Source organism: Halobacillus salinus (assembly GCF_004684905.1).
GTDB classification, from domain to species: Bacteria; Bacillota; Bacilli; order Bacillales; family Halobacillaceae; genus Halobacillus; species Halobacillus salinus.
In genome coordinates this window covers 131713-148645 of record NZ_SRJC01000005.1, presented here as the reverse complement: position 1 = coordinate 148645, position 16933 = coordinate 131713, and the positions used below count along the sequence as shown (strand labels likewise).

General features: G+C 42.8%; 12 protein-coding genes. 2 read left to right on the top strand and 10 right to left on the bottom strand.

Annotated features, from left to right (window positions below):
* Window positions 1-333: 333 nt before the first annotated feature.
* The 8 genes from gndA to E4663_RS16255 form a co-directional block, all read right to left on the bottom strand.
* Complete coding sequence (gene gndA / locus E4663_RS16290) at window positions 334-1740, bottom strand: NADP-dependent phosphogluconate dehydrogenase (protein ID WP_135328399.1); 1407 nt, start codon at window positions 1738-1740, stop codon at window positions 334-336.
* A 21-nt stretch (window positions 1741-1761) separates the two neighbouring features.
* Window positions 1762-3204: a glucose-6-phosphate dehydrogenase gene (gene zwf / locus E4663_RS16285; protein ID WP_135328409.1), complete on the bottom strand. Its 1443-nt coding sequence runs from the start codon at window positions 3202-3204 to the stop codon at window positions 1762-1764.
* A gap of 199 nt (window positions 3205-3403) precedes the next feature.
* Window positions 3404-4171 (bottom strand): tyrosine-protein phosphatase, encoded by a 768-nt coding sequence (locus tag E4663_RS16280; RefSeq protein WP_135328398.1) that lies wholly within the window; start codon window positions 4169-4171, stop codon window positions 3404-3406.
* A 203-nt stretch (window positions 4172-4374) separates the two neighbouring features.
* The gene (locus tag E4663_RS16275; protein ID WP_135328397.1) at window positions 4375-5214 is read right to left on the bottom strand and encodes a hypothetical protein; all 840 of its coding nucleotides are present in this window, start codon (window positions 5212-5214) and stop codon (window positions 4375-4377) included.
* Window positions 5215-5361: 147 nt separating this feature from the next.
* Window positions 5362-6402: a GDP-mannose 4,6-dehydratase gene (locus E4663_RS16270; protein ID WP_135328396.1), complete on the bottom strand. Its 1041-nt coding sequence runs from the start codon at window positions 6400-6402 to the stop codon at window positions 5362-5364.
* The gene (locus tag E4663_RS16265) at window positions 6399-7748 is read right to left on the bottom strand and encodes a UDP-glucose dehydrogenase family protein (protein ID WP_135328395.1); all 1350 of its coding nucleotides are present in this window, start codon (window positions 7746-7748) and stop codon (window positions 6399-6401) included. The genes E4663_RS16270 and E4663_RS16265 overlap by 4 nt, the downstream gene beginning before the upstream one ends.
* 71 nt (window positions 7749-7819) lie before the next feature.
* Window positions 7820-8881 carry an acyltransferase gene (locus tag E4663_RS16260; protein WP_135328394.1) on the bottom strand — a complete coding sequence of 354 codons (1062 nt, stop codon included), beginning with the start codon at window positions 8879-8881 and terminating at the stop codon, window positions 7820-7822.
* A gap of 159 nt (window positions 8882-9040) precedes the next feature.
* A complete protein-coding gene (locus E4663_RS16255) occupies window positions 9041-9982 on the bottom strand; it encodes an LCP family glycopolymer transferase (protein WP_135328393.1) in 942 nt (313 codons plus the stop codon).
* 424 nt (window positions 9983-10406) lie between these two features.
* On the opposite strand from E4663_RS16255, the gene E4663_RS16250 reads away from it, so the two are divergent.
* Entirely contained in the window at window positions 10407-11417 is a 1011-nt protein-coding gene (locus E4663_RS16250; protein ID WP_135328392.1) for a C40 family peptidase, read from the top strand.
* A gap of 195 nt (window positions 11418-11612) precedes the next feature.
* Here E4663_RS16250 and E4663_RS16245 read toward each other — a convergent pair whose 3' ends face one another.
* Entirely contained in the window at window positions 11613-13268 is a 1656-nt protein-coding gene (locus tag E4663_RS16245) for a S8 family peptidase (protein WP_158290521.1), read from the bottom strand.
* 50 nt (window positions 13269-13318) lie between these two features.
* Window positions 13319-14707 carry an N-acetylmuramoyl-L-alanine amidase gene (locus E4663_RS16240; protein WP_135328390.1) on the bottom strand — a complete coding sequence of 463 codons (1389 nt, stop codon included), beginning with the start codon at window positions 14705-14707 and terminating at the stop codon, window positions 13319-13321.
* 280 nt (window positions 14708-14987) lie between these two features.
* Here E4663_RS16240 and E4663_RS16235 point away from each other — a divergent pair, with 280 nt between their 5' ends.
* Window positions 14988-16922, top strand: a complete 1935-nt coding sequence (locus E4663_RS16235) for an S-layer homology domain-containing protein (RefSeq protein WP_135328389.1) — start codon at window positions 14988-14990, stop codon at window positions 16920-16922.
* Window positions 16923-16933: the final 11 nt, after the last annotated feature.

Below are 16933 nucleotides of genomic sequence, written 5' to 3'. Positions count from 1 at the left end.
ATGTGACATTTTTTTCGATCTTGCGTTTGAATATGTAATGTAAGAGAGTTCTCTTTGACCTTTTGAGCACCACTGAATACGATAATGGCAGCGATACTCACTATCAGTGACCTTCCGTAGTCTAGTTCAGTGTCACATGTCAGTGAGAGAGCTTATAAGTGACCATTCTAGACTAAGCAATAACCAAATTGTAAGAGAGGAAATCTGGGAGATCTCCGGGGACAGGGACTCTGTCCCGCCACCAAACCATATAAATGAGCACAAAAAAAGGATGACTCCTTAGCGAAGTCATCCTTTCTATATCTAGGTGGGACAAAGTCCCTGTCCCCAATCTTATTTCGTCCATTCAGTGTGGAAGGTACCTTCTTTGTCGATGCGTTGGTACGTGTGTGCACCGAAGTAGTCACGTTGAGCTTGCAGCAAGTTAGCTGGAAGCTTCGCTGTACGGTAGCTGTCGAAGTATGCAAGAGCGCTTGATAGCGCTGGAACCGGTACGCCATTTTGTATAGCTAGGCTCAGCGTGTTACGAAGGTCTTGCTGGTATTTGTGTGCGATGTCCTTGAAGTAGTCATCAAGAAGCAGGTTGTCGATATCCGGTGTACGGTCGTATGCTGCTTTGATGTCGTTCAGGAACTGGGCACGGATGATGCAACCGCCTCGGAAGATGGATGCGATGTTACCGTAAGCAAGTTCCCAGCCTTTTTCTGCGGACATAGCTTGCATTTGTGCGAACCCTTGAGCGTAAGAGCAGATTTTGCTCATGTACAACGCTTTGCGGATAGATTCAATTGCTTCTTGCTTGTCGCCTTCGAACTTCATTTCTGGTCCTTGCAATACTTCGCTTGCTCGTTCGCGCTCTTCTTTCATTGCTGATACGAAGCGTGCGAATACGGACTCTGTAATGATCGGAAGTGGTGTACCAAGTTCAAGCGCGCTGATGCTTGTCCATTTACCAGTTCCTTTTTGTCCGGCTGTATCAAGAATAACTTCGACAAGCGGCTTACCAGTTTCTTCGTCCACTTTCGTGAAGATATCCGCTGTGATTTCGATTAAGTAACTGTTCAGTTCACCTTCGTTCCACTCTTTGAAGACTTCGTGAAGTTCTTCTGCAGATAGGCCAAGTACGTTCTTCATCATGAAGTACGCTTCACAAATAAGCTGCATGTCACCGTACTCGATACCGTTGTGTACCATTTTCACATAGTGACCAGCACCGCCAAGACCGATGTGCGTGCTGCAAGGTTCGCCGTCAACTTTCGCAGAAATTGCATCGAAAATTGGCTGAACTTCCTTGTATGCCTCAGCTGGGCCACCAGGCATGATAGATGGGCCGGTACGAGCGCCGACTTCTCCACCTGAGAATCCAGTACCGATGAAATGGATTCCAGTGTCTTTCAGCTCTTCAGCACGGCGTTCTGTATCTTCATAGTAAGTGTTTCCACCGTCGATGAGGATGTCGCCTTCTTCAAGGTGAGGAACAAGAGACTGGATGACCTTGTCCGTTACGTCTCCTGCTTTGACCATCATCAAAATTTTTCTCGGTTTTTCAAGGGAGTCGATGAATTCTTCGACAGTATGAGCACCTTGAATATTCTTACCTTCATTTTCTTTTACAAGTTCGTCTACACGGTCTGTCCAGTAGTCATGAATTGCTACGGTATAACCGCTGTCTTCCATATTGAGGGCGAGATTGGCACCCATAACGCCGAGGCCAATCACACCCATGTTCTGTTTTGCCATTAAACTTTCGCCCCTCTCATCTTAGTTCCATTCAAAGCCGTCGCGCTCAATCAGTTCGTGGGACGCATCTGGTCCTGTTGAACCGGCTGGATACGTATGAAGCGGTGCTTCATCGTTCGCGAAAGCATCCAATATCGGTTGTACCCATTCCCATGATAATTCAACTTCATGCCAGTGTGCAAAGAAGGTTGAATCACCGATCATGCCATCATAAAGGAGACGTTCGTACGCTTCCGGCTGATGACCTGGATGTTTGGAAAATCCGATATAGGTCGGTTCGAACTTCTCGCTGGAGTGATCGGCTACGTTCACTCTTAAGGATACACTCTCATTCGGGTTGATCTCGATTACCAACAAATTGGAAACGATACCAACATCTTTCTCCGCATCGGAGTCTTGTTTAAACTCGATGACGATACGAGTGGATTTCTGATCCATTCGTTTACCTGTACGGATGTAGAACGGGATGCCACTCCAGTGTTCATTATTGATGCATAACTTAGCTGCAAAGAACGTGTCATTTGTAGAGTCGTCTTCTACACCATCCTCATCTTGATAGCCTTTTACAGCCTTGCCAGAAACGACACCAGCTTGATACTGACCACGGATGATATTGTTCTGCAAATCTTCATCGGAGACAGGATTGATTGATTCCATGATCTCACGCTTCTTCTGCTCGATCTGATCAGATGTCAATTTACGTTCATGGTGTACAGCCGTCATCATGACTAATTGTAACAAATGGTTTTGCACCATATCACGGATAGCTCCGGCTTTGTCGTAATAAGAAGCGCGGGATCCGACTCCGACAGTTTCACTTGCTGTGATTTGTACATTGGAGATTTGTTTATGATCCCATAGTGCCTGCAGGATAGGGTTCGGACGAATCAGAGATTCGATGTTCTGCACCATCGGTTTACCGAGATAGTGATCTATACGATAAATTTCTTCTTCTACAAAGACTTCTTTCAAAGATGCGTTCAGTTCGCGAGCTGAAGCCAAGTCCGTTCCGAACGGTTTCTCGACGATCAGACGACGCCAGCCTCCCGTACGGCTGATTCCACTTGCATCAAGTTGTTTGACGATGTTGTCAATCAAGCGAGGCGCAACAGATAGGTAGAATAGACGGTTATCCGGAATTCCTAGTTCTGCTTCACGCTCTTCCATAAATGCTCTCAAGTTCTCGTACGACTCTTCTTTCATCGCATCGAAAATGAAGTAACGGAATTTATTAAGGAAGTCCTGCACATTGTCACGCAGCACGTCTCTTCTAGAGAATTCATTCAGCGCTTCGTGAATTTGTGCCTGAAGATCCTCACTTGATAATGGCGTGCGTCCAAGCCCGATGACAGAAATGGACTGTGGCAGTTTGCCATCTAAGTATAGGTTATATAAAGCAGGATAGATTTTCCGTTTGGCCAAATCACCTGTTGCTCCAAATAATACGAACGTCATGTTCTCCATGGAATGGATTCCACTCACATCTTGAAAATCTAAAGGTTTCACGGTGTTACCTCCTGTTTTTGTACACTTGTTCAATCCTTTATTAGTATAAACGATATGGATTAAATATGTAAGTAATCGACTCGGTATTTGTCGAACCTAAATAAGCGAGGTCGGGTTCACTCCCGACCTCGCTTATTATATAACTATTTCTTTATTTTTAAAACAGACCGAAAACCTTAGAATTTCTAATGTGTCGAGGTGGCTCTAAAATTAGCGGGTCACCATCCACGACGGCTTGAGCATTTTCCATCAGCATGTATTGGAATTCAGAACCTAATTTCTTCTCCACTTTTGAATAGGCTTCAGACAAACGAAAGCTCTTCTTGTCTACCCGGTGCGCATCAGATGCCACTAAATGGGCTAAGTTGTGCTCGATTAATTGATAGGACAACTTCTTCACTTTACTTCCGTGATCTCCACACAAACTTCCAGCATTCACTTGAGCGAATGCACCTTTCTTCACCAATGAATAAAGAACGTCTGGCTGTTCAAGGATTTCTTGGTTTCGTTCAGGGTGTGCAATGATTGGACGATAACCCTCAATTTGAAGGTCATACAACATTTGGTTCGCATATCGCGGCACATGGCTTGTCGGAAATTCGATCAATAAAAAGTTCGAATCACCACCAAGCGATATGATTTCGTCTTCTTTGATTCCTGTCATTAACTCTCCGTGGAGATGGATTTCTTGTCCAGGCAACACCTTCACTGGAACATTCTCTTCTTTAAGCTTCCGATTTAACTCAGAAACTTGAAGTTTTATATCATTTTTATAATTATCATACAATTCATTCCGGTGATGAGGCGTCGCTACAATTGTATCGATTCCGTCTTCCAATGCCTTCTTCGCCATTTCTATGCTTTCATTGAAGGTTTCGGAGCCATCATCGACACCTGGTAACAGATGACTATGAATATCAATCATAACTTCCCTCCTTATCTAGTAATTATTTCTGAATAATAAGCCTATTTTATCACTATTCCCAATATATTTATACTAAAACTTTTATATATAATTAGTATTAATTCGACAGAATATAACAAAAAAAGACATACTTGGGTAGTATGTCTTAGTTAATGATTATTCTAGAATGAGAATCGTCCCAGACGGAAATTTCCGACTCATATTTATCGGAGCACCGGCTCTTTAGTGGCGCGCGAAAGATCGTTGAGTCTTTTCACTTCTTTCATTGCTGTCTGGTAGCGCAGCATGAGGCCTGGATGGTTTTGGAGTTCGTCTACTTGTATTTGCACATTCAGTTTTTTCAATTGGCTTAAGAGCGCTGGGTTGACGACGTTCTTCTCTTTCATTTTAGTGATGATATATTCCATTTGTTTAATCCACTTTTCTTCCTGTGGAGGAGCAGACGGTTCCTCCTCAATTTTTTCAGTATGTACTTCTTCGTAAAATTGCTTGGCATCATGGAAGTCTTCGGCCTGGCAGGTTTCAAAGTATCGCTCTGCCACCTGTTTACTTTGGTCCAGTTTCCTTTGATCGATAGAGTTTTCTTCAGAAATCTCTCGGAATACTTCTATAAACGGTCGGTGGTTGGGATATTTATGTAGAGCACTTAAGACGGCATCCCACTTGTCTTGCCATTGCAGTTTTTTCGATTTAATGAGACGCAGCCATTGCTCTTTCTTCACTTCAATGCTGTCTTCGTCTAAATGATTCTGAGGAATAGAGGTTTCTTCCAGTACTCCCTCCAATACTTCTTTCAACTCATCAGCAGATTCAGACCAGTCTCTCTTTAATGACTGTACGAGCGTTTCATGGTTGCGGTTCTGTTTGAAAACAAACTCGTCATAACTCTCCTGCTGTATCTCATTCTTAAAGTTATTCACGTTCTCATGTAGTTTTTTTACTTGTCGAAAATGTCGAATGCTCAGCAATAGAATAATCAAGTGCAATAATGCAACATAAGCGATAATGCCTAGTTGTATGTATGACAATGTCAATTTGTTCATCCTTCCTCCATATAGAAGTTCACTTGCAATCAAACCATTCTATTCTATTTTATAAAGCATCCACTGAAAAAACAATATATCTTCTCTGATTCAACTAATAAAAAAGCCCCCATTCGCTGGCACGACTGAGGACTTCATGTTGTTCATTTATGCTTTTACAGAATTCTTCTTTTGATAATACTCCACATACCATTTCGCGAACTTAGTCAATCCTTCTTCGATGGATGTCTGTGGTTTGAAGCCAACAGCCTCTTGAAGCAAATCAGTCGATGCGTATGTTGCAGGAACATCGCCTGGCTTGATCGGCTCATACACTTTCTCAAATTCAATGTTTTCCTCAAGTGCTGTAGATAAGGCTTTTTCCAGAGTGAAGATGAAATCCATCAGTTTCTCTGGGTTGTTATTTCCTATATTGTAGACAGCATGCTGTACATCACCAGTCGGTTTAGTGCTCAATAACCTCTCAATACCAATTACGATATCATCAATGTACGTGAAGTCGCGATATAAATCATTTTCGAAGTCTCCGTTGTTGAATATCTTTATCGGTTCTTCAGCGAAATACTTGTCTGTGAAACCAAAATAGGCCATATCAGGACGCCCCATCGGGCCATAAACTGTAAAGAAGCGTAGCCCTGTCGCCGGGATATCATAAAGATGACTGTACGTGTGAGCCATCAACTCATTAGATTTCTTCGTCGAAGCATACAGAGAAACCGGATGGTCTACAAAGTCCGATTCTTCGAATGGTACTTTCTTGTTGGCGCCATAAACAGAACTGGACGATGCATAAACAAGATGGTCGACTGGATAATGGCGACAAGCTTCTAGGATGTTATAGAATCCAATTACATTGCTCTGCATATATGCATCCGGATTCTCAATAGAGTATCTTACTCCTGCTTGAGCAGCCAGATTGATGACAATATCCGGCACATTCTCTTTAAAGAGGTTTTCGATTAGCGTTTTATCAGCTAAATCCCCTTTTATAAACTTGAAAGAATCATATGGAGTCAGTTGGTCTAAACGATCATGCTTCAACTGCACATCATAATATTCATTCATATTATCCAGACCAATAACTCGGCACCCTTGATCAAGAAGTTTCTTGGATAGATAAAAACCTATAAAGCCTGCTGCACCAGTAACTAGGTATGTTTTATTTACATCTAAAGGTAGGTTACTCATTGTGAAACACCACTTCTTAGCTGACTTTTAACAGTTTTTCTTCCAATGGAATGATACTCCACTCCACTGTTCTCCATTTCCTCAATCGGATGAATATTTCGTCCATCAAATACGAGTGGTGTGCGCATCAATTCGTTGAACTGTTCCGGTTGAATTGCTTTCACTTCTCCCCACTCCGTAAAGATGAAGCATACATTCGCATCTTTTAACGCTTCTTCTACATCATTTACATAAGTAATGGATCCACGATCATTTGGACCCTCCGGATAGAGTTTGGCAAAGTTGTCAGCACCTACTGGATCATAGGCATAAATGTCGGCACCTTTCGATAACAAAAGAGGCACGTTATCTAGTGAAGGAGCCTCTCGCAAATCATCTGTACCCGGCTTGAATGTGAGCCCGAGCACAGCGACTTTCAATCCACTAAAGGTGATCAGACGATTACTCGCTTTTCTGAATAATGCGGTTTTCTGCTTGGTATTGACACCAATTGCAGCTTTAACGGTCTGAAGTTCGTAACCGTTCTGGTCAGCCAAGTAATCCAACGCCTTGGTATCTTTCGGGAAACAAGAACCACCAAAACCAATTCCTGCGTTAAGGAATTTCGAGCCGATGCGCTCGTCATAGCTCATTCCTTCTGCTACATCCTGAATATCCGCACCTACTAATTCACATAGGTTAGCAATGTCGTTCATATAAGAAATCTTTAATGCTAAGAAATCGTTGGAAGCATATTTGATCATTTCTGCCGAACGACGGTTAACAGAAACAATTGGAAGGTTGAAAGGCTCGTAAATAGCTTTCAAACGATCTTCTGCCCATGCCGTTTCAGTACCGATAATAACTCGCTCAGCGTGGAGTGTATCGTAAACGGCAGATCCCTGCGCTAGGAACTCAGGGTTTGAAGCCACTTCGACATGAACGTCGTGAACTAAGAAGTCTTGGATGAATTGATCTACTTTGTCATTTGTACCAACTGGTACTGTAGACTTCACGACTACAAGAGAGTCTTTTTCAACGTTCTCCGCCACTTGTCTGGCTGCTGTCGCAATATAAGACAAATCAGCTGAACCGTCTGGAAGTTCCGGTGTACCGACTCCAAGGAAGACAGCATCCGCATCTTTGTACGCTGAAGCATAATCCGTTGTATAATCAATCCGACCCGCAGCGTAGTTCTTGCGCATTAAATCCTGAAGTCCTTCCTCATAAATAGGGGAGACTCCAGACTTCATAACTTCCACCTTTTTTTCATCTATATCAACACAGACAACTTGGTGTCCCATTTCTGCGAAACACACACCTGCTACCAGTCCTACATAACCGGTTCCGGCTACAGCAATCTTCATAAATAAATCCTCCTCGACTTTTACTACTTTCATAAAAAAACTAGTGCCATTATAGCATATTTATACCAATTTTATCTCTTAATTTTAGGAATTGGTACGATAAATGTCGATTTAGGCAAAAATGATATACCTCTAATTATCAAAACACTAATTAACATTGCTAGTGCGAATGCAGTCGAGATGCCAAGCGCTCTTACGAAAAGATTCGGAAAGAGCTTCTCAATGAAAATCAGGACGAGCGGGTGAACCAAGTAAATTCCCATTGAGTAGTCACCAATCAACTTGAACGGTTTGAACAACATCGGCTGCTTGATGACATATGTCGATACCAAGAGTAGGAAAATCACAAACACTGGGATATAGAATAGGTTCTCGACTCTTGAAGAACTGAGTACGACACCTGGTTGGATTTCCATGAATACGAAAATGAATAGGACGAAAGCCATTCCATACACAATCCATTCGTATTTCTTGATCAATTTCAGTACGTCTTTCCAGAAGTAAGCAAGTACCATGCCGAACATGAAGAAGCTGATCCAGTTGAAGATGAACGAACGGTTCGTGATGATATAGGTCCACTCGCCGAAGATGACGCTTAAATCAGGATACATATCTTTCAACCAGAAATAGTTCAAGACGGTGCTCAATAGAAATAGCACAATCAATGCCATTCGGTTCCGTATCAACTGAAGGAACGGAAACAGAATGTAAAAGTGGATAACCGTTACGATGAAATATAAGTGGGTTCTGGCATCTCCTAGCAGGAAATAGTCAAGCGTCTGCTTCCAGTTCGGAAAGACCTCAGCACCCAAAATGATTTTGTTATAAGCAAGGTAGACGAACGACCAAATGATATATGGAGACAGAATCTTCACTGCTCTGGAGGTAACGAATTTCTTCAGTGAGAACCCTCTTTTGATGACAGAACTGGTTAGTAAAAAGGCACTTATGACAGCGAATATCGGTGTACCTAGTCTCGCTATTTGGTTGAAATACATGCCGATGTCGCTGATAAAGTGATCGACATCATAGTTCCGAGCGGACGTATGCACGAGAACGACGAGCATACAGGCAATTGCCCTGACAAAAGGTATCTCTTCAAAGAAATTTTGTTTTTTGATTTGTTCATTCATATGGTTTGACTCCCTATTGAATAGTTTTACGGAAGAATCATAGCACTATTCATGGTGTAATTCTACTAATCATGTAAATCTCATTCGAACGGATTAGTTCATTAGGTTGGAGATAGGTTGCAAAAAAGCCTGGAACGATAACAGTTCCAGGCTTTTTGTTTAAGAGTTATAGTCAGTGATCATCTTATGGACATCATTGACTTCTTGTTCAGGAATTTGCAAGTAATAGATTCCACCGATTTTCGTTCCCGAACCGGACATCTGATACGTTGTCATACTCTTTCTAGCATCGCTGTAGTTGAGAGCAAGATTTCTCATCGTTTCGAAGTCCATGTTTGTTTTCACGTTACTTCCGAGAACGTTCATAATATCTCCGATTTTATTCACGGCACCGATGTTCGCGCCTTTTTCCATGATGCCTTGAATAGCTTCACGTTGACGCCCGTTACGTCCTAGATCTCCTTTAGGGTCTTGTTTCCTCATTCGGACGAATTGCATCGTCTCTTCTCCGTTAAGCGTCAATTCACCTTCAGGGAAGTTAAAACCGGCACGGGACCATTGGAAGTCGTTTGTGACAGTGATTCCACCTAAGGCATCGACCATATCGGCTAACCCTTCCATATTGACCTTCGCATAATAGTCGAGTTCGATATCTAGGAAGTTCTCTACTGTTTGAACAGCCATATCCGTGCCCCCGAAGGCATAGGCGTGGTTGATCTTATCCAAGTTACCAGATTGAGGGTCGTTCCCTACCATTTCTGTACGGGTATCCCGTGGAATACTGATCAACTGACTGCGTTCATTCTCAGGGTCAACGGTCATGACCATTAAAGCATCAGAACGACCGACGTCCCCATCACGCTCATCTACCCCCATCAAGAGGATGTTAAGCGGTTCTCTCTTGTCGATCTTTGCTTTCGTTTGGGTTACATCTATAGAGGATACTTGCTCATGCATTTCTTTATTGACAGTCTGCTTAGCACCACTATAAACCGAGAACCCGTAAGCAAGCGTTGCTCCACCGATTACTAGGACAATCAATAACAGAATCTTCCACCAACGACCGCGTTTTTTCTTTTTTCTCTTTTCTACTCTACTCATATCTCTATTCACTCCAAATATACAAACTTATAATATGCTCTTACTTAGATGTCGTATTTTGTAATGTAAAGTATTCAAAACTACAAAATATATGAAAGCTCACAAATTCCATTTTATCATACTACTAGGCAGACGAAATAAAAAAATTGTCGGATAACATACATTCTATGGAAAATTATAACGCACTACCTTCTATTTGGCACTATTATTCTCTTACTTTCATTAAATTCATATATTTCGTGTAAAAACTATGAAATGCGAGGAAATATTCTTTTAATAGAATGCGTTTTTTCCCGGTGCGACGCTATTCTAAACCCTCGTAATCTATTTGTTACATAAATGTAAACTCATGTCGTATTATGGTGTGATATGATTTTAAACAGATTGAAAAACAGAAATTATTACACAGGAGGAACTTACGTTAATGAGGAAATTTACTTCAGTTGTTGTTGCATTTGCCACGGTCTTTCTACTATTTACACCTACATCTTTTGCTGGCGGAGGCCAAGGGGTTGGGGACCAAGTAGTAGATATTGCATATAAGTATTCGGACGCACCTTATGTATACGGTGGAACGACGCCATCAGGATTCGATTGCTCAGGTTATACACGTTATGTATTCAGTAAAGTCGGCATCGACCTGAACCGCACTTCCCGCTCCCAGTATCACCAAGGTCACTCGGTCAGCCGTTCTAATCTACAACCTGGAGATCTATTATTCTTCAACTACTCAGATGGCGGCAGTATTAGCCATGTAGGGATATACATAGGCAACAACAAAATGATTTCAGCTGAAAATCCTCGCGATGACGTAACCGTTGCTTCTATTGCACCGAACCGTTACTGGGGTGGACGTCTTGTCGGAGCGAAGCGTGTCATTCCTGATCAAGTAGAAACAGAAGCAGCAGATCCTGAACTACCAACTGGACAGTATCACGATGTACCATCTGGTCACTGGGCTGCATCTTACATCGAAAAGATGAGTAAAGACAGCATCATCAACGGTTACCAAGGTGATGTATTCAAACCAGATAACAATGTTACACGCGGTCAAGTTGCGAAAATGATGTCCGTTGCTCTTGGGTTGAACACTACGAACAACCACCAATTCAATGATATCTCAGGTCACTGGTCAGCTAAGTACGTTAACGCTATGGCAAACAAAGGTTACCTTACTGGTTACGATGATGGATCATTCAAACCTGAACAAGCTATGACTCGTCAAGAAATTGCTGTTGTATTCGAACGTGCTTTCAATCTTAGCGGTTCTGGAGCTAACTTCAAAGACGTACCATCTGATCACTGGTCAGCTGATGAAATTGAAGCAATGGCAGCGAACGATATTACAACCGGTTACGGTGACAATACGTTCCGTCCTAAAAACAACACAAAACGAAGTGAATTCTCAGCGTTCCTATACAGAGCTTTATACTAAAAAGAAAGGCGGATATCCGCCTTTCTTTTTTTGTGTGCCGAGTTTCTTCCTATTATATATAATGATTAAAGTTACACTTTGTGGATTTCAAATTCAAACACGAGAACCGTCCCCAACTTAAACCGCTCACCCCAATGACCACACACATATGCACATAGAAAAAGCGGAGGGGTTTGCCCCTCCGCTTTACTCTATTTATCTTAAATTCTCATATAAGACTTTCGACAAGACCGCTGCAAGTTCCGAGCGTTTGATTGGCTGGTCTGGTTTGTATAAGCCGTCTGCATAACCTGTTATGATCTCTTCTTCTGCGAGAGCCGATACCTCATCTGCATAGTAAGCATCTGCGTCTACATCAGAGAACGTAGCCTTCTTATTACTGTCGAATGGTCCGAATGCATTCTCGATGATGACAGCTACTTCTCCGCGAGTAATCGACTGTTTAGGTTTGAATCTATCTGACGGATACCCTTGGATAATGCCTTTGTCTGTTGCAGAAGCAACATAACCTGAGCTGTATAAGTCAGATGGAACATCCTCGAACTTCGTTTTACGTTTCGTACCATCGAGTCCTAGCGTTCTACCTACAACCGTAACGACTTCCTGACGCGTAATATCATTGGTAGGACGGAATGTCTTATCCTGATACCCTTCTAGGGAGCCGTCCTTAGCCAGTCGGTTCACATAGTCGATATACCACCTTTTACGATCGACATCCGAGAAATAGCTGGCCGGAGCTAACAGAAATCCATGTCCATAACTTGAATCGTTTCCTTTAGAACCTAAATCCTTTGCATTGTCGAATAACAATTCTTCAATTTGTTTAAATGAGTAGTTCGGATAAAGCTCTTTATAAAGAGCGATGGATCCTGCTACGAATGGGGATGACATGGATGTACCGCTCAAGTATCCATATGTACTTTCCCCTTCATCACCTACATACGTACTGCGGATCCGCTCACCAGGAGCGACGAAATCAATTGACTTTCCACCATAAGAGAAGTAAGAGCGCTCTAAATCTTGATCGACAGATCCGACACTGTAGACGAAATCGTATCGGCCAGGATACATGACGTCATCTGTCTTCTGCCCCTCTCCACTCTTATCATTGCCGGAAGCAGCTACAACGAAGATTCCTTGACTGTGTGCTTCTTTGATGATGTCCGCTAACGTTTTCGAATTGACGGTCACCTCTGATGCATAAGGTGACGTGAAGCTGAGATTAATGATATCCATGTCTTTGGCAATCGCCCATTGGATGGCTGCGATGACATCGATCTGGTTTCCTTTACCGCCTTGGTCCAATGCTTTCACTGCATACAGCTTAGCATCCGGAGCGACACCGATGGTTCCGATGTCATTCGGCTGGGCGTTGATGATTCCTGCGACATGGGTACCGTGGCCGTTCTGGTCATCGTAATCGGAACTTCCTTCCACAAAGTTCTTACCACCCGCAATATTCAAATCTGGATGATCTTTGTCGACGCCCGTATCGATGACTGCTACTTTGACACCTTCACCTGTCAGACCCAGTGACTTTGATACATCAGCATCTACTTCTGAGTACCCCCAATTGGATTGTTCCACTGAGACTTTCAGAGATCGTTCCTTCTCCACGTACTGAACCGAATTGAGAGCTTCTACGTCATCGATTTCCTCTTGTGCGATTTCCACTGCAACGGCGTGGATGGATGGATACTCATGGATGACTTCGTAATCGATGTCTTGAAGCTCCTCCAGTTGAATTGCACCGTCAAAACTGATGATCACCTTTTGTTGATCTGATGCAAACGCAATACCCGGAAGACCCAAGATGAAAACGAGAACGAGAATAGGAATCAATTTCTTCACTTTTTTCATCTCCCCATAGAATAAAAAAGCGGACGAAATGTCCGCTTTTTTTACTGTGATTGTTTCCAAGTATAATAGTCTCGTATGCCTAAAGCAATAGCTTTGCCTGCTTTATCTCGATAATAGCTTGATCCAAGCTTCGAGGCATCCGAGTCATTTGTCAGAAATCCTAGTTCTACTAGTGAAGATGGAAGAGGCGTTGCGTGAATGACACGGAACGGCGCTTCTTTAACACCTCGGTCCTTTGAACCCATAGCCGCTACAAGACGGTCTTGGATGAATTGAGCCAGCTTCTTACTCTTGTAAGCACGATCGCTCAATGCAGCGGAAGAATAGTAGGTTTCAACACCTTCTGCATATTCTGATCCAGAAGCATTTGCGTGGATACTGACGAACGTATCCGCGTTACGATCTACTGCGTAATCCACACGCTCGTTCAATTCTAGGAATGTATCATCAGATCGTGTCATGATGACGTTCAATCCGAATTGTTTCAAGTAATCTCGTGTTTCTCTTGCTACTGCTAAGTTGACATCTTTCTCAACTAGTCCGTTATCAGAAGCTCCGCCGTCATGATCACCATGACCAGCGTCGATTGCTATGAGTTGTGGAGCATTCTCATCTCTTTTCTCCATAATATAGTCCGTGTGTACCCAGGCGGTTGAACCGTTGTAAGCGATCTTCGCCCAGCTTCCTTGGTACTTATAAATCTTGACGACATTTCCTTCATACAATTTACCAACCTTATTGTAGTCCGTACTTGGCCCGGAACGTACATTTAGTACTCCAGTAGATACGACTTTCTCTGCAATTACTTCGGATTGGCTATCGACGTTGAAGTCCGGGTTCATCGCTCTTGCGACGAGGACCGCAAAGTGTTCACGGCTGATCGCTTCTTTCGGATGGTAGGTTCCGTCCCCATATCCTTCGGCAATCCCAGCTGTTGAAAGCTTATCAATGACTGTCTCCAGACTTGTATTATTCGGTACGTCTGAATAATTGATTCCACTTTCCGCATTCAGAGAGAATGCGTTGACAATTAAGTAGGCCATTTCACCACGCGTCATGTTGTTATCTGGCTTATAAGTATTATCAGGGTAACCTGAAATGACGCCTTTTTCGTACGCAGACTGTATGTATCCTGAAGCATAGAGGCTTTTACTTACATCTGGGAATGATGTACTCCTCTTCGTACCATTCAAATCCAAAGCTTTTCCGATCATAGTGGCTGCTTCTTTACGTGTCACCTTATTCTTAGGTTTGAACGTATTATCGGTATATCCAGTGACAATACCTTGGTCGATTAAGTATTCTACTTCATCGGCATAAGCATCAGGGACATCTGATAGAGAAGCTGCTGAAACGGACACAGGCAAGACGGTCAGCGCTAGGAAACTTACTAACGCAACGGCAAGAACCCTCCATTTTCCTTTAAACATATTTTTCGACACTCTTCCTTTCCTATTAAACTTCTTATTCTTACTATCGACATTATACGTGGAATTTCAACCATAAAAAAGGATTCGTTCGTACTATTTTGAAAAAGGTTTGTAAATTAGTCATTATATCCCTAGCTTACCACTGCACTATTGTCCTATTTATCATGAATTTTCCTATTTCTTCTTTTTTCGATTGTTTTTGGCAAATAGTGACTATTATTCTATCATTTTTTTTGGTAGAGTATTTTATGTAACTAAACTTAAGGAGGACGCCTTTCTAATGAAAAAGAATTTCTATATTTTTTGTCTAGTCCTCATTTTGGCTTCTATTGTCCCGCTGAAACAGGTGCAAGCCGCCGATGATATTTCGGGACACTTCTTCGAAGATGAAATGAGAACACTGATTGATGAAGGTATCTTAAAGGGATATGGCGATGGTACATACAAACCCCAGAAATCCGTCAAACGCTCAGAATTCACAGCCTTCCTAGTAAGGTCCTTGGACCTTGAGCTGGAAGCAGCAGGTGAATTATCTGTGGCCGCTATATCCGACGCTCCATCTTACAAAGATGTTAAACCTGGTCAATGGTTCTATCCTGCGGTCAACGCCGGAAGTTCCCACGATCTTATCACAGGATTCCCGGACAACACGTTCCGTCCTAGTGAAGAAATCAACCGTGAGCAAATGGCAGTCATGATGATGAGAGCTTTAGACCTTAAAGGGGTCGTTTCTGAGAAAGCAAACATCAACTTCTCCGATTCTTCTAAGATCGGAAACTATGCCAAGGAATCGGTTCAACGCCTCGTCAACCTCGAAGTATTGACTGGTAAGAAAGATTCGAACGATAACATCTTCTTCGACCCGAAAGCCCCAACTACACGTGCACAAGCTTCTGGTGTTATCGTGCGTATGATGAATGTCATCAATCCTAAGGAGGAAAAAGTGACCTATCGTACCGCTACAATTGACGAAGACGGAGGATTCAAAGTGGCAGATGAGTACGACACGTTCTCCGCTGCTAAGAAGAATGCTTCTGGCAACCAAGTCGTATTAAAAGGAAACAATGTACTGTGGGTCAACGACGGCCTAGCTGTCAGCAACAAATTCACGACCATCTACACAAGTGAATCATTGAGTTCTTCCGCAACTTATGTCACATCTGGAATCGAACTTGATTACAAAGAAGCGACAGAAGATTGGGTGAAGGTCCAAGTGGCAGACACAGTCGGTTACGTAGCTCCTGGAACGGTCAACCTTGTTCCTACGAACGCAATCGAAGACCGCTCCCACTATGTCGTTTCAAATGGTAACTTAGTTCACAAGCTTTACAACCCGATCACAGAATCCAAATCAAGCTATGTTTATGGTAAAGCTCCTTCTTTCTTAGATTCAGGAGACAAGTACTATAGCTGGAACGGAAGCACATTCTATGATGCAAGTGGTAACAAAGTCGGCACAGCTTATCAATACTTCAACCGCATGCCACTTTACACAGAAACGGATTACACGGCAGCACAACTTGATGCCTTCATCGAAGAAAAACGCCCGAACAGTCCACTTCTAGGTCTTGGAGCATCATTCAAGAAAGCAGAAGAAATGTACGGCACGAACGCTATGTATCTACTTTCCCACGCAATCTTAGAAAGTAATTGGGGAACTAGTGACATCGCAACGAAGAAAAACAACCTATTCGGTATCAACGCTGTCGATTCCGATCCATTCAAGAATGCTTACACTTACGACAGCTACGAAGACGGTATCCTAGATGCTGCGAAAGAATTCATCGTACCTGGCTACTTCGACGAATCGGACTGGCGCTATAACGGTGCTCACCTTGGAAACAAGAGTACTGGTATGAACGTCCGTTACGCTTCTGACCCTTACTGGGGAGAGAAGATTTCAAGCTACATGTACCAAATGGACAACTTCTTGAGCAACCGATTCAAAGTAGAACAAGAATTGGGCAAATATCCATTGGCTGTTACGCTGCAAGGGACGAATGTCCGCTCCGCTGCGAAAGTCGATGCCGATACGAAGCTTTATAGACTAGAAACCGGTGCTACTGTTGCTGCACTTGATGAAGTGAAAGCAGATGGCACATGGTACCGCATCGTACCTAAGAACATCTTGGACAATGACCACGATCAAACGTTCATTTACAGCCACGGTGGTTCTTACGGAACTTTGCTAGAAACATTGGATGTTGTCAAATAATCTAGGTCACA